11 protein-coding genes are annotated in these 14,989 nt (G+C 43.2%); all 11 read right to left on the bottom strand.

Annotation, left to right across the window (positions count from 1 at the left end):
- Positions 1 to 2: 2 nt before the first annotated feature.
- The 11 genes from C0J08_RS10060 to C0J08_RS10010 all read right to left on the bottom strand — a co-directional run bounded on the left by C0J08_RS10060 (position 3) and on the right by C0J08_RS10010 (position 14,988).
- Positions 3 to 929, bottom strand: a complete 927-nt coding sequence (locus C0J08_RS10060) for a GGDEF domain-containing response regulator (RefSeq protein WP_212655997.1) — start codon at positions 927 to 929, stop codon at positions 3 to 5.
- On the bottom strand, positions 929 to 4,705 hold the full coding sequence (locus tag C0J08_RS10055) for a response regulator (RefSeq protein ID WP_212655996.1): 3,777 nt from the start codon (positions 4,703 to 4,705) through the stop codon (positions 929 to 931). The genes C0J08_RS10060 and C0J08_RS10055 overlap by 1 nt, the downstream gene beginning before the upstream one ends.
- A gap of 108 nt (positions 4,706 to 4,813) precedes the next feature.
- Positions 4,814 to 5,065 carry a hypothetical protein gene (locus C0J08_RS10050; RefSeq protein ID WP_212655995.1) on the bottom strand — a complete coding sequence of 84 codons (252 nt, stop codon included), beginning with the start codon at positions 5,063 to 5,065 and terminating at the stop codon, positions 4,814 to 4,816.
- 196 nt (positions 5,066 to 5,261) lie between these two features.
- Positions 5,262 to 6,650 (bottom strand): ABC transporter ATP-binding protein, encoded by a 1,389-nt coding sequence (locus tag C0J08_RS10045; RefSeq protein ID WP_212655994.1) that lies wholly within the window; start codon positions 6,648 to 6,650, stop codon positions 5,262 to 5,264.
- Complete coding sequence (locus C0J08_RS10040) at positions 6,647 to 7,429, bottom strand: ABC transporter permease (RefSeq protein ID WP_212655993.1); 783 nt, start codon at positions 7,427 to 7,429, stop codon at positions 6,647 to 6,649. The genes C0J08_RS10045 and C0J08_RS10040 overlap by 4 nt, the downstream gene beginning before the upstream one ends.
- Positions 7,426 to 8,361: an ABC transporter permease gene (locus tag C0J08_RS10035; protein WP_212655992.1), complete on the bottom strand. Its 936-nt coding sequence runs from the start codon at positions 8,359 to 8,361 to the stop codon at positions 7,426 to 7,428. Before C0J08_RS10035 ends, C0J08_RS10040 begins: the two co-directional genes overlap by 4 nt.
- Positions 8,358 to 9,914: an ABC transporter substrate-binding protein gene (locus C0J08_RS10030; protein ID WP_249344616.1), complete on the bottom strand. Its 1,557-nt coding sequence runs from the start codon at positions 9,912 to 9,914 to the stop codon at positions 8,358 to 8,360. Before C0J08_RS10030 ends, C0J08_RS10035 begins: the two co-directional genes overlap by 4 nt.
- Before the next feature lie 230 nt (positions 9,915 to 10,144).
- Positions 10,145 to 11,371 (bottom strand): ABC transporter substrate-binding protein, encoded by a 1,227-nt coding sequence (locus C0J08_RS10025; protein ID WP_212655991.1) that lies wholly within the window; start codon positions 11,369 to 11,371, stop codon positions 10,145 to 10,147.
- 109 nt (positions 11,372 to 11,480) lie between these two features.
- Positions 11,481 to 13,454: a beta-galactosidase gene (locus C0J08_RS10020; RefSeq protein WP_212655990.1), complete on the bottom strand. Its 1,974-nt coding sequence runs from the start codon at positions 13,452 to 13,454 to the stop codon at positions 11,481 to 11,483.
- 2 nt (positions 13,455 to 13,456) lie between these two features.
- Complete coding sequence (locus tag C0J08_RS10015) at positions 13,457 to 14,335, bottom strand: SMP-30/gluconolactonase/LRE family protein (RefSeq protein ID WP_212655989.1); 879 nt, start codon at positions 14,333 to 14,335, stop codon at positions 13,457 to 13,459.
- Positions 14,336 to 14,340: 5 nt separating this feature from the next.
- Positions 14,341 to 14,988 carry a 2-dehydro-3-deoxy-6-phosphogalactonate aldolase gene (locus tag C0J08_RS10010; RefSeq protein ID WP_212655988.1) on the bottom strand — a complete coding sequence of 216 codons (648 nt, stop codon included), beginning with the start codon at positions 14,986 to 14,988 and terminating at the stop codon, positions 14,341 to 14,343.
- Between the last annotated feature and the right edge of the window lies 1 nt (position 14,989).

The raw sequence follows: 14,989 nt of genomic DNA, 5'->3' as shown, positions 1-14,989 counted from the left end.
AATTATATAGGATTACAAACTACCTTATTTCGTCCAGTTTCTTTTGCTTCATACAACGACTGGTCCGCACGCTTTAAAAGAGCGATTCTGTCTTCTAAATAACCTGTATATAAAGTTACACCGACACTAATCGTAACAGGTATTTCTATGCTCTCATATTTCACTGGTTGCTCTGCGACAGCAATACGATACCTTTCAAATATATCTAAAAGCTCAGTCTCACTTACTTTGGGTAAAATAACCCCAAACTCTTCCCCGCCCAATCGACCAATAGTATCCCCACGCCTTAAAATACTTTTAATTCGACTAACCACTTCAACGAGGACCGCATCTCCAGCATCATGTCCGTAGGTATCATTAACTATTTTAAATTTATCTAAATCAAAAATAGCGCACGCCATAGGTGATCCATAACGACGAGTGAAGGTAATTTCTCTGTCTAACATCATTTCAAACGCACGACGGTTAGCAACACCTGTTAAATAATCCGTTGATGCTAACTGTTCAAGTACCAAGTTTGATTCAACAAGTCGCCGTCTCATATCTGCTATACGCTGCATGGCCAGCATCTTTGCTGACAACACTTTTTGGCTAATAGGTTTCATCAGGTAGTCGTCGCCACCAGCCAAAATCCCCCCTTCTATATCTTCATCTTCAGCACTGGCACTCAAAAAAATAACGGGGAGCCACTCTTGTTTCTGCTCTTCTTGTATTGTACGGATCGCTCTCACGGCCTCGAAGCCATTAACACGAGGCATTTGAACATCCATAAGAATCAAATCCAAATCCTGTGAATGCGCGACAAATTGATCTATCGCCTCTTGCCCATTACTTGCTTCTATTGTTTTATAACCTAGTTTAGATAGATGAAGCTTCAACAATAATCGATCAGAATTTGCATCGTCTGCAATTAACACTTTCATTGGCATTACAACATGCCTTTCAATTTATTCTTAATGTCTTGATACATCGCTAGGATTTCTCTTAGTTTGGTGTTTAGATCCGGCACCTTGCCATCACGACCTTCTAGTTCAAGCTGAGCTGCCATAGAAGACATCGACGTAGCACCTACATTTTGACTAACGGATTTAAGACTGTGAGCTAAGCGCGCAATGGATTCGTAATCTACTTGATCTTCTTGATTTAGCATTTCTTCAAATGAAGCCATAATTTTATTTGCGTCATCAAAAAAGGCCTCAATTAATAAAACAAAGTCATCACCTAATAAAGCTTTCAACTCGATTAAAACAGATTCATCAATTATGACATTGAGTGATCCTACTGAAAAAGCAGAGTCATTACTGTCCTCTAATTTATCTTGCAATCGACTATTGTTTGGTAGCCACTCATTCAACATATCAATTACCTCCTTTTGCTTAAACGGTTTTGGCACTAAACCATCACCACCAGCACGCAACACTTCTGGTAAGGTTTCTTTCATCACATCCGCCGTTAGTGCCACAATAGGTACACGAGCATGATCACTATTTTTTTCCGCTTGCCTAATACGACGCATAGCCGATAATCCATCCATAACAGGCATATGCAAATCCATAAAAATCAAGTCTGGTTGATGGGAAGCCCACATTTCAATGCCCAACTCACCATTTTCTGCACCGATAACATCATACCCCATTTGAGAAAGAATTCCCTGGGCCACCGCCATATTCGCCTTCATATCCTCAACGACCAGAATCAAACCTTTTCTATTGGTTTCTTCCTGGTCAATAATTTCAGACAACTCATCATTACTATCAGTATTTGACAATTGATGACCAAGGGTATTAAAAGACAGCCCCTTAACTAAGCCTCGCTTCAAATCCAAAGCGCTTACAGGCTTCGCAATGCACACATTAACCCCAGCCGCAGTCAACTCATCATGGTTTAACACACCGGCCGAGGATGTCATCAAAATAATGGGAGCATACAAAGAACCGCTTATTTCTCGTATAGACCGAGATAGCATTACACCGTCCAATTCAGGCATCATGTAATCAATCACAATCAATTGGTAAGGCACCCTTTCGTCAACGGATTGCTTAAAGAGCATTAAAGCCGTTTCGGGATTTAATTCTGTCTCGGCACAAATACCACATGAATTAAGCTGGTTTTTCAAGATGGTTAAATTCGTTTCACTGTCATCAATAACTAACGTTTTTTTACCAACTAATAGGCTTTCATCAACAACGGATTCAATATGAGATATGGCATGACTTTCTGGTAAAGCCAATTCCACCGTAAACGTAGAGCCGACATCCAATGAACTTGAAAGCGATATCTCTCCCCCCATCAAGCCTACCAGCTGTTTGGTTATTGCCAGCCCTAACCCCGTACCACCGAATCGGCGCGTAGTTGAACTATCAGCTTGAACAAAAGCACTGAACAGCAAAGGTTGTATGTGTTCGGCAATACCTACGCCGGTATCCGAAACGCTCATATTAATAGTGACTATCCCCTGGTTATCAGAAGCACCTGTTACATTCACTAAAACATGGCCACTACGGGTAAATTTAATTGCATTGCTGATTAAATTGGTCAGTATTTGTTTAATCCGAAAAACGTCTCCCACAAAAAATTTTGGACAACTCTCATCATATTGAACCAGTAAGTCGATGCCTTTTTCTTCTGCTCGGATAATAAGCATGCGCACGACATCATAAATCGCCTTTTCTAGGCTAAAATCAACACGCTCAATAGAGAGGTGTCCGGCCTCTATTTTTGAGAAGTCCAACAAGTCATTAATGAGGCTTAAAAGGCCTTCACCAGACTCTTTTAATATACGCAGTTGCTCTTTCTGTTCCGAATTTAATTTACTCGTATTCAACAATTCAGCCATACCTAAAACGCCGTTTAATGGCGTTCTTATTTCATGACTCATTGTCGCTAGAAAATCACTTTTTGCCTTGCTTGCAGCAACAGCCTGATCTCCTGCTTCTCTCAGCAAAACTTCGGTTTCTTTTATAGAGGTGATGTCCATATTCACACCAACAAGATGTGATGCATTTCCCTGTTTATCAAAAACAATGGCGGCATTAGACTTCAAATAACGCACCTGACCATCCTTCCTCATGATCCGAAAGTCAAAGTCTAAATCTTTAGAGATATGTGAAGCCTCTTTTTTATTAGGAAAATAAGAGCCACTTCCTTCTAGTCCAGCAAAAACACGTTCTAATCTTTCTTTATCTACTGGATAAACACAATCTTCCCAAACTTGGTGAGGCTGATCTCGCTCATGCGCCGTAAAGCCATAAAGCCGATACATCCAGTCATCCCAATGCAAACTATTGTCATGAAGGTCAAACTCCCAAACACCGATTCCAGCCGCATCGGCAGCAATCGAGAGACGCAAGTTGGTGTCTCTCATTTTCTGCTCAACCTCTAAACGTTCTGTCACATCACGAATGTGGGCAATATAACCCCCCAGAGTTCCATCTGGGTTTCTTATCATACTGCCAATGGTTTCGGTGTGGATTATTTTGCCTTGTTTGGTTTTATAACTAACGCGATAACGGTTTAAAACATCTTCGGCGTCATCTTTGTAAGCTTTACCTTTTTGAATAAAGTCATTTTGTTCCGCATACAAAACTTGAGTTGTCTTTCCTTTTAAGTCTTCCAGACGATAACCAAATAAATCGGTAAAAGCAGGGTTCAGCATTTTTATTTCACGATCAGCCCCAACCAGCACAATAGCTTCTGGCGCATGCTCAAAAAGCGATTCAAAAAATACTTTTTGTTCGTGCAACTCATTTTCATATTTAACTTGCAAATGACGATCGTGAGAAAGTGTCATCTCATTTCCCACCCATTGCGAAAGCAACTTCATCACTTCATAGTCATCTTCGCCGAAAGGTTGAGACATGGGCTCTGGACTTGAGAAGTTAAGCGTGCCCCATCGTTTACCATCAACATAAAGAACAATGCCAATATAAGCCTCTAAGCCAAAATTTTTATAACAGGGATGCTCTTTTATATCGCTAATGGCCGTGTGGAAATACGATGTCGGCAAATCACTATCAAGCGTATGTACACAATAAGTGTTGCCTAGCTCAAACTGTGCTCCTGGAAGCACTTCTCCATTTGGGGTGCAACTATACTCAACTTGATAAACATCCCCGTTAATAGAACTAATAAGGCCGATTGGTAATGAAAAATGCTCTACCCCCACTCGCAGAATATTTTGTAACTTCTCGTCCAAGGACAGATCAGAATTCGCGGTCACTTCATGCAAGTTTTTTAAGGTTTGCAACGTTCTTTTTTGCTTATCCTCACTGTCCCTAACAGACATTCGGGCATTTACGTCTATATCAGAACAAGAAGACAAAGAATCATGAGAGGACAACGCAATGGTGGTAAATAAATCAACCAAGCTAGAAAGGTGTTCTTCAACCTGCTGCGGTTCGACTAAGCAAGGAGAGTCGCTTAATAAACATAAGCGAATTTCATCTACTGAAAAAGCTTCAATAATACAAGCAGATAAGTCTGGTAAGATAGAAGGAAAGGAGTATGAAGGTAAGTCATTTTTTATATTAAGATGACGGCATGGAGAGGAATCAATAAGATGAGTAAGCCGATTTAGAAGCTCATTTCGAGAAAAAGAGCCAAGCTCACCAGATAAAATTACTCGACCACTTCGAAACAACAAAGCCGCACAAGACACTCCAAATAAAGATCTAGCTACTTTTAAAGCAGCTTCAAATTGACCCATTCATTTTACCTCTTGGCTGATGACATCAAAAAACCATTAACAAACTCTCTGCTCCTTAATAAAACATATCAAATTCTACAGAATCTGCTGGAAAAAGATAAAAAATAATTATGGCAACAATTTATCTATCAAAACACAATCTTTCGTGTCATTACGGCTTGCTTTGACTTTGTCTAAAATCTTTTGTGCCACTTCTTTTTGACGATCTGAAATGTATTCTGACTCCACCGTTTTTTGAACATTGCCTAAATAAGCATTCAACTTAGGAGTGCAATAATCATCAAACGCTAAAGCACTAGTAGAAGACAAAAGTGCGGCTGCACTGACCAAAGCACCAGTGAATAAGTTCTTAAACAACATGAAAATTTCCTTGATAGGCGTTAGATTAGAAAAATTAGACCATAGAAAAAATCAAAGTGAAACCGAAAGCGAGAGAAGATAGATGGATTTACATCTTTAAATCACTAGGTGCTTAAGACAAACACCTTGTTACGAACATTGAGTTAACTCATCAAAATAAAATCAACTCAATGCCGTAACAAGCTATCTGCTTTATTTAAAGGCTAATAACCTGATGACAAGTTTTTTCGACTAAGGCCGGATCATGACTCACCAACAAAACAGCGCAATTGGCTTCACTGGCCAATTCCACTAACAAAGCCGTCACTTCTTTTGCTGTGATCGGATCAAGTCGTGAAGTCGGCTCATCGGCAAACAAAAACACTGGATCCAATAGCAAGGCTCGTAAAATAGCAAAGCGCTGCAACTCACCACCTGACACGCCCAAACAATTACGTTCTAGAATGACGTTTGGCAAAGACAAACGATCCATCAAAGGCACGATACGTGCTCTATCAATACCATGCAATTTAACCAAATCATCCAATAACTTGCCGAGGGTGACACTAGCCGAAAAAGCAGATGGCGGATCTTGATACAGTTTCTGCCATTGATGCGGTTTAGCCGCTTTATCCAAACGAGTAATGCTTCCCGACGCTATAGGCAAAAAGTGAAGTAAAGCATCACCAAGTGATGACTTACCACAGCCACTATCACCAACAACGCCGACCACTTCCCCTTTTTTGATAGAAAAAGATAGGCCATCAAATAAAGTGCGACCGCCACGTTTAAGACTGAGTTTATCCGCTACTAAGATGTTTTCAGCGCTGTCTTTGCGTACCGATGGAGCCATATCTGTCCAAGCACTAGGCTCAGCAGCAATCAATTCTCGCGTGTAATCATCTTTTGGATAATCCAGCACCTGACTCGCTTCACCCTGCTCCACCAAACGACCTTCTTTCATTACCAAAAGCAGGCCACCCAGCTGTCGAGCTACCGCCACATCATGCGTGATGGTCAATAAACTTCCTAAGGTTGAGCGAGTTTGCAACAAACTCACAATGCCATCACGACGTGATACATCCAGACCTTTGGTTGGCTCATCGGCCAAAATCACATGCGCACCGCCTGCCGTTGCTGCGGCAATAGCAAGACGCTGCGCCATGCCTCCTGACAATTCACCAGGTCGTTTATGGCCATTATCCGCTAAGCCAACATGCTGTAAGTCATTTTCAGCCAGTGAAAGTGACTCTTCGTCCGTTTTTTCCCTAACGAAGTTATACACCTCTTTTACTTGATCGACGCCTTTCATTAGAGGGTCAAGCGAGTTCCAAGGCTCCTGGGGCAGCATAACCAAATCCCGCCCCCACAAAGCTTTACGTTCGTCGATTGTCATCGTACGACCGAAAACTTCCACGTCACCAGAAACCGTTAAATTTTCTGGTAACAAGCCCATAATGGCTTGTGCTAACAAGCTTTTACCTGATCCAGTTTGACCAAGAATCGTTAATGGCTCGCCTTGATGTAACGTTAAAGACATGGGTTCAAGCAAACAGGTTTTATCTGCGTATACGGCCACATTGGTTAATTTCAGCAACACACTCATGCTCGTTTCCCCGCCAATAAATGAAATGCAAACACCATCAAAGCAATCACCACTAAAGGTTGTGCTAATAGCCAAGGCGCATCACTGTAATACGGGAATAACTCAACCGTCATCAAACCCAACTCAGCCAATGGCGGCTGTATGCCAACATAAACAAAACCTAATGACGCCATGGTTAAGATGGCGCTTGCACCGCCAAAAGCAGCCAAGGTAAAAACGGAAGGTGATATTGCAGGCCAGATGTGACGTTTAAACTGATACCAACGACCAAAGCCCATCATCGCTGATGATTGTCTAGCTGGGCTCTGAATAACCCCTTGTGTTATGGCACGCACAACACGGAAATATTCCACCCATTGCACCAACGAAATCGCCAAGTACAACATCAAGAAAGACCCGGGAACAATGGCAGCAAATAGCAAGACAACAACCAAGCCAGGTAGAGCGAGTAAAATATTCACCACCACACCCAAGACAGAATCGACTTTTTTACCACCCCAAGCGGCCCAAACTCCGAATGCCGTCCCTACTATGGATGAGGTCAGCATACACATCACACTGAGCGCAAAAGACAAGCCGACGGCATGAGCCATACGTGTCAACATGCTACGACCATACTGGTCTGTACCAAGCCAATGAGCCGCCGACGGCGCCTCCATAATCGCATTTAAGTTTTGTTCTGACATACTGTACGGTGACAAAGAAACACCCAAGACAGAAAACGCCAAAAGACTCAGTAAAATACCGAAACCAAGCCATTGTGAAGATCTCATTTTCATTGATTTTTCACTCCTCTTGGATCAATCCATAGGCAGATGATATCCACCAAGGTATTGAGCAAAACAAACAATATTCCCATCATCAAAGCAGAGCCTTGAATCACCGGAATATCACGAGCAAAAATCGCATGCGCTAAACCATGGCCAATTCCAGGCCAAGAAAATAGCGACTCAATCATCACAATCCCTTCAATCATACTCACCAGCTGGATGCCAAAAAACGCCACCACTGGCAAGGCAATATTGCGCGCACCATGACGACGAAAGGTTTGCCACAACGACAACCCTTTCACCTGTGAAAACTGATAAAACGCCGATTGAAACGTTGTCTTAGCGGAATCTCTTACGACTCGATTAGAGATCGCCGCCAAACTCAATGCCAACGTAATTGCGGGCAACACCAAATACGCAGGCGAACCAAACCCAGCGACAGGAAACCAGTTTAAATGCAATGCAAACAGCAAAACAAACAACACACCCAACACGAAAACAGGCATTGCTCGAATCATGCTAGACAACCCCATCAAGACAGAATCTAAAGGGTTACCTCGCCACGCACTCAATAAACCTAATGGTACTGAAATCAAAATAGACACAAACAATCCCGCAAAAGCTAGCAGCAAGGAATGCCCTAGCATGTGCTGAATCGAGTCCATAACAGGCAGACCACTCACTAAAGAGTCGCCTAGCTTCAACTGCATAAGATCCGTTAACCAATGCCAGTATGCTGTCAATGCACTTTGGTCCAATTTCAGCTCTTCACGGACAAGAGCGGCCGCCTGAGAATCCACATTATCTTGACCATACCGACTGGCCGCGATTCGATAAGCCATGTCGCCCGGCAAGGATCGCATCAAAATAAAGGTCAGCGTTCCAACGCCCCAGATCACCGTAATCAACTGCAGCAATCTTTTAAAAAGCATTACCTTCATGGATTTACGAACTCCATTTCATTCAAGAAATAACTGCGTTCAAATGGGTCAAAGCGGAAACCTTTAATTCGCTTATTTACGGCCGTTTGCTGCACATAAGATGACACAGGAATGACAGGACGCTCGTTATAAATTATTTGAGCACTACGCTGAGCAAGTTCTTTGTACTTTACTGGATCAGAGGTTTGCTCTAGGGCTAATAAATCAGCGCTTAATTCTTTATTGTTCCAATTCATTGCGCCCCAATCACCACCGCCATCAGAGCCGTAGTCGGACAACATCACACCCAGCGGATCAGCAATAAAACCATAGTTTCTCGCCATCAAAGCGGCTTCCAATGATCCATCCTGATGCCCCATAGGAATCGCACTGGAATTGGTCACTTCTACGTTGGTCTTAACACCAATCTTGTTCCACTGTGCTTGAATTGCGGTGGCAACCGTTGTCAGCTCAGGTCGATCCGCATAAGTAATCAGTGTTAACTCAAACAACTCGCCATCTTTTTCTAACTTGCCTTGTGCGTTTTTCTTCCAACCCAATTCAGTCAGTAGTGACTCAGGTGTTCCCGCTGTGGCTTCCGTTTCATCAGTAACGTTATCTAAATACCAGTTCGTCATCGACGCTGGTAAAATTTGCTCGGCTTCAGAGCCAGGAATATGCAAAACACCTTTAGCAATGCCTTTTCTATCAATGGCTAAACTCAGTGCTTTACGTGCTCGCACATCGTCTAAAAAACGATGACCGCTGTTTAACTTCAAAACAATGGTTCTAGGAATTGGGTTGGAATGCACAGTGAGAACATCCACTTTTTCAAGGGACGGTAAACTGGCTGGGTCCAAGCCAAATACAATATCGACTTGACCACTTTTCGCTTGCAACACTCGGCTTTCTGCACGATGACCGGTTAAATAGCTGGCATACTGGATACTGGCTTTCTTGCCCCAGTAATCATCAAATCGCTCAACCACTAATTTATGTGGTGGTGCAAATTGGAATACCTTATAAGGCCCTGTGGCTGACAGCTCAGTCACTTCTCCTTTATCGTCATAAGCCGCTGGCGATAAAATACCATTCGCGTAATTCGCTAAAACGGCACCCAATGGCGTAAATGGACGAGTCAAAGTAACAATGACAGTGTGATCGTCTTTAGCAAAGATTTTTTCGATTGGTGCTTTACGTAATGCTCCGTGCTTAGATTTAGCAATCATCAGGCTGTTTACAACCGCATCTGCATCCATCAAAGCGCCATCGTGAAAATGCACCTTGTCACGTAAATTAAACGTCCAAACTTTCGCATCCTCACTAATATGCCAATCTTCAGCCAAAGCCGGAACAAGTACACCATCATCATCGACATCTAACAGGGTCTCTAATATCTGCATTCGGCTAAAAACAAAGCCATTTTTGGACGGTGCTAAACTGGTAAATTCAAATGGCCCACTGATTGAAACGGTATTTGATGACGTCGGGCCCGAACAGGCAGTCAAAGCCAATGCCCCACTCAACACCAAGGCGAAAAAAAGCATTCGCTTAAAAAAAGGTACTATTCTCATATTCATATTATCCATAACAACAAAAAAGTTATGATATAACATATTAATTGATTCTAACAATCATTTGAGAACAATTTTCATCTCCGTGTATTTTTTGTACAATAAATTGAGATTTATAACGTACCTTATTGATATATAGACCAAAAAAAACCAGTCCAAAAAAATTGGACTGGTTTTCGAAAGCGGTATTTGACCATCTTTCAAGCATTAAATATCAGCAGAAACTCACATTACTTTTTGAAAACGCGTTTTCTCACACCTTCCAAACGTTTTAGGATGGCATCTAAGCGTTCTGGTTTTACCATAAACTCTTGGAAACCTTTCATACCTTCTTGAGCCATGCTTGGATCCGTATCACGATCATAGAATTGCGCCGTACCCGAGGCATTATTTAGCATTTCCACACCTTTGTTTAAGAAATAGTCATCTGGCGCACTGGCTTTCTTATGAGGTGGAATTTGCAACAATGCAGCGTTCACAAGAGTTTGATTATCTGGACGCGCCATAAATTCTAAGAACTTACGCGCATCTTTTTTATTGGAAGCTTTAGAAGGAATATGCACTGTATCCATTGGTGCGTCCTCCGCCATACCCACTTTGCTGTTTATTTGTGGAAATTGGAAAAAGCCCATTTTTCCATCAAGCTCTTTCGGGAAGTTTGGCACAATAAAGTTACCAATTAGGTACATGGCCGCCTTACCGTTATACATGAATGGCTGTGCTTCTTGCCAAGAATAAGAAGCATGATTTTTTAAGAAGTAACCTTTATCCACCAGCTCTTTCCAATGTTCAAAGGTCTTACGAACACGCGGATCAGTATAAGGAATTTTGCCATCCATCAAATCAATGTGAAAATCCAGGCCGTTAGTACGCATGTTTAGATAATCAAACCATCCCGCTGCGGTCCAAAGGTACTTAGTACCAATAGTAATCGGTGTAATATCATTAGCTTTTAGCTTTGCGTTTACCGCTAAAAACTCATCCCAAGTTTTTGGCTCAGACAAACCTAACTTATCAAAGATATCTTTGCGGTAGTAAACGCCCCACTGATAGTAAGTATAAGGAACACCCCATTGTTTACCTTTTACCGTCATAGCAGCCGTGGCTGATGGCATATTCGTTTTGAGGTTTTGCTTTTTCCAAATGTCGCTCACGTCTTCAAATAAGCCGCGATCAACAAATGTTTTCATGCGATTACCCGCGTACCAAAAAACGATATCAGGTGGTGTTGTTGATAACCAATTACGAATCGCGGTTTTATACCCTTCTTTGTCGTACAAATTATACTTAACAGTTACATCTGGGTTTTCACTTTCAAACTTCTGTACGATTTCAGCAAACGCTTTTTTAGGTGCTGGGTCAGCCTGATCTGAGTTGATCACCAAGGTGCCAGCATTAGCGATAGAAACAGCGCCTAGCGCCATTGCTCCTACCAATAAGGATTGTATTTTTTTCATTAATCTAAGCCCTCTTTTTCTTTTTATTAATTGGAACCGAGTTTCAGTATTAATCAAAAAGATCAAAAAATCAACAAACGAAACCAAGTTCCACTTTATATTTTTGCTATTATTTATTTTTCTTCCAAATCGCTACGCAAGCACTTCCTAGTGTTTTACTACCCAGTAATAACTCGGCATTCTCCGGCTCAAAAACAACCGACTGAGAAGCATAGTTAAAAACAAAGATCACATTGCCACGTTCACGAATTCGAACACCTTTTGGTAAGTAATAAGTGGGCAAAGAAGCCTTCTCTGCGAGCTTCGCCAAACTGAGTTTCAACAAGTTATTATCCAAACAAGAAGCAAGGTAAAAATGTCGATCAGCCCCCATTAACACGGGGTTGCCAGCATCGTCTTTTAATACACATGGCAAATTTGTTTTGATCTGTTCATGCCAATGCTTCAACTTACCTGTCCCCCATTTTCCAGAAACAGCCAGCTGAGTATGCTCAGGCAAAGCATCTACCCGCTCAACCGTTAAAGGAAGCAAGTTTGCTAATGGGCCAGGAGCAAGATTTTCAGGGATTTGATAAGTATCGGTTTTGCTGCCGGTTCGTGGTCCTGCTAACAAGACACCTTCGTAAGCGTTGAGCTTTTCTTGCAATTCAGACGTAATATGAGCTTGAGCAGGCAGCACCAAGAGTTCATACATATCTAAAGAAGCATCACTTGGAATGATGTCGACCGACAACCCCAGCTCGCGCAAGGCTTCATATACACGATAAGACCAAAATAGATAACGATAGGCTCGGGATTGCGGCTGAATATCCAGCGACCAACAGGCATCATAATCAAACATCAATGCCACTTTTCCGGCACTTGGTAATGACACCAGCTCTTCAGCATCCAAACCAAGCGATTGCGCCAATTGTTTTACTTCGTTAGCAACCTGCGCGGCTTCTTTAGCCGCTTCCGCTTCTTGAGCATCGGGGCGCAATAGACCCGCATGCATTTGCTCTTGGCCAAATGGTGCCTGACGCCAACGGAAGTAAGAAACCAGTTCTGCACCATGAGAAAACGCTTCCCATGTCCATAAACGCACGGCGCCATCAGCAGGTGTCGGATTATGCGGCGCCCAATTCACAGGCCCTGGTTGCTGTTCCATGATCCATAAACGCCCTTTGCCACAGCCACGATATAAATCATGATGGAAAGCGCCGAAATCAGGATGCCCCACCCGCAAATATTGGTGTTTTTCTTCTTCGGTATAGATCGCTTCTTGATCAAGAAAGCCCAAGGGATAGGTATCCCAACTCGCCACATCCAGATCTTGACCCACTTTATGATGATCAAACGCGGTGAAAAATCCCATGTAGTTATGGACTAAATCACGACCAGCGGAATATTCACGCAGTATATCGACCTGTAACTTATTAAAAGCCACCACTTGATCTGAACAGCAGCGTTGGAAATCGAGACGATGGGAAGGGTTGGCTTCCGTAACGGTTAAATTCGGCAGTTCAATTTCATCAAAGGAGCGATAATCCATGCTCCAAAACACATTGCCCCACGCCTTATTCAAGGCGTCGACCGTACCGTATTTTGCCGCTAGCCATAGCCGAAAAGCCGCCAGATCCGCTTCCGCATAACTCAAAATCGTATCATGACAACCAAATTCATTATCGGTTTGCCAAGAAGCCACCGCAGGATGTTGACCATAACGCTCCGCCATCAAAGTAACGATACGACGACATTCTTCACGATACTCAAGGCTCGCAAAAGTGTAATGCCTGCGAGAACCAAAATGACGGACACGGCCCTGCTCATCTTTTGCCAACATAGAAGGATTGCGGTCCACCAACCACTTTGGCGGTGTCGCCGTGGGCGTTCCTAAAATCACTTTTAAACCATGGGAATGCAGAATATCTAATGATTCATCCAACCATTCCCAATGCAGTTCACCGGGCGTGGGCTCAATCGTACTCCAACTGAATTCGCCAATACGCACATATTCAATACCGATTTTCTGCATCTGTTGAGCGTCTTCTTGCCAGCGACTTTTTGGCCAATGCTCAGGGTAATAACACACACCTAATTTCATTTTTATGCTCCAGAAAACGGCTGACTTGGCTCGCCAGTGACATCAAGACCCAGTGCGTCCTTCAAATCAATAGCGATAACATGGCCAGCAAGCGGCTGTTCTGCTAACGCTTCTTCGCTGGTCGCCACACTGGCCGATGTGATAAACAATGTATTGCCAGCAGGCCCACCAAACACACAACTAGTCGGTTTTGAAAAAGGCAGCTCAATGGTTTGCAGCACTTCACCTTCAGGGCTGTATCGCACAATACGCGCACCATCCCAGTTGGCATTCCATAGACAACCAGCAGAATCAATGCAAGAACCGTCCGCTCCAACCCCCTCTTTCACTTCAAAAAAAGGTGATTGGCTGCGTACGTCATAGAATTCTGGATAGGGAAACGCATGCACTTTACCTGTTGTCGTATCACCAAAATAGAAGCGACCGCGAGATTCGTCCCACGCCAAGGTATTGGAAATGCCAATTCCTTCCAGCATGAGTGTTCTTTTACCTTCTGGGGTAATTTTCCATAGTCGACCAGATGTGTTTTCTTCCGCATCGTCCATTGTTCCCAACCAAAGCACACCGTTGGGATCGCATTTAGCATCGTTACTGCGATTACCCGGAATATCCGTATCTAGGTCGCACAAATGCTCTAATTCGCCTGTCGCTTTATCCAAATACGCGACGGAATCCGCCAAGGCCACCAGCAAACGATCGCTTTGCGTGGTGAACACCGCCGATACTTTTTTCGGTAGAGTCCAATGCTGATATTCATTGGACTCTTGATGCCAGCGCCAAACTTTGCAAGCGGGAATATCGACCCAATACAGAGCTTGTTCAGACTGGCTCCAAAATGGTCCCTCTGCTAATTGGTGGCGCTGAGTACTAATTTGCTTCATTGTTTTTATTCTCCTAACTCGTTTTGATAAGCCTTCCATGACGCCATAAAGGCCTCAGCGTTAGCTTTTGTGGTAGCAACAGATTGACCCTTTTTATACAAGGCGGAACCCAAACCAAAACCACGAGCCCCCACCTGTAAATACTCAGCGACATTTTCTGGATTCACGCCACCAACAGGACATAACCAAGTTTTTGCGGGAATCACAGCTCCCAAGGCTTTAACAACATTGATTGACGGCAAGGCTTCGGCAGGAAACAATTTCACCGCATCCGCACCAGCATGAAGTGCGGCAAAGGCTTCACTAGCGGTAAAAAAGCCCGGCATGGCATACAGGCCTGCTACTTTCGCGGCTTTAATTAGCTCAACATCAGTATGCGGACACACCATTAATTGTGCGCCCGTAGCAACCAATTCCGTGAGCTGAGCCATGGTTAACACAGTACCGGCACCAATCAAGACTTGATGACCAAATGTGTCTTGTAGCATTCGAATACTGGTAAAGGCATCAGGAGAATTGAGCGGCACTTCAATCAGACGAAAGCCCGCATCAATTAAAACTTGAGTGTGCTCAACCACTTCCTCCGGTGTAATACCGCGAAGTATCGCCACCATAGGAAACTCTTGCATCAGTGCATCAAAAGAGTGTTTCATT

Origin of the sequence: Marinomonas sp. CT5 (genome assembly GCF_018336975.1) — a bacterium.
Taxonomy (GTDB): domain Bacteria; phylum Pseudomonadota; class Gammaproteobacteria; order Pseudomonadales; family Marinomonadaceae; genus Marinomonas.
The sequence above is the reverse complement of the archived record's forward strand: the minus strand, read 5'-3'. Positions and strand labels throughout refer to the sequence as shown.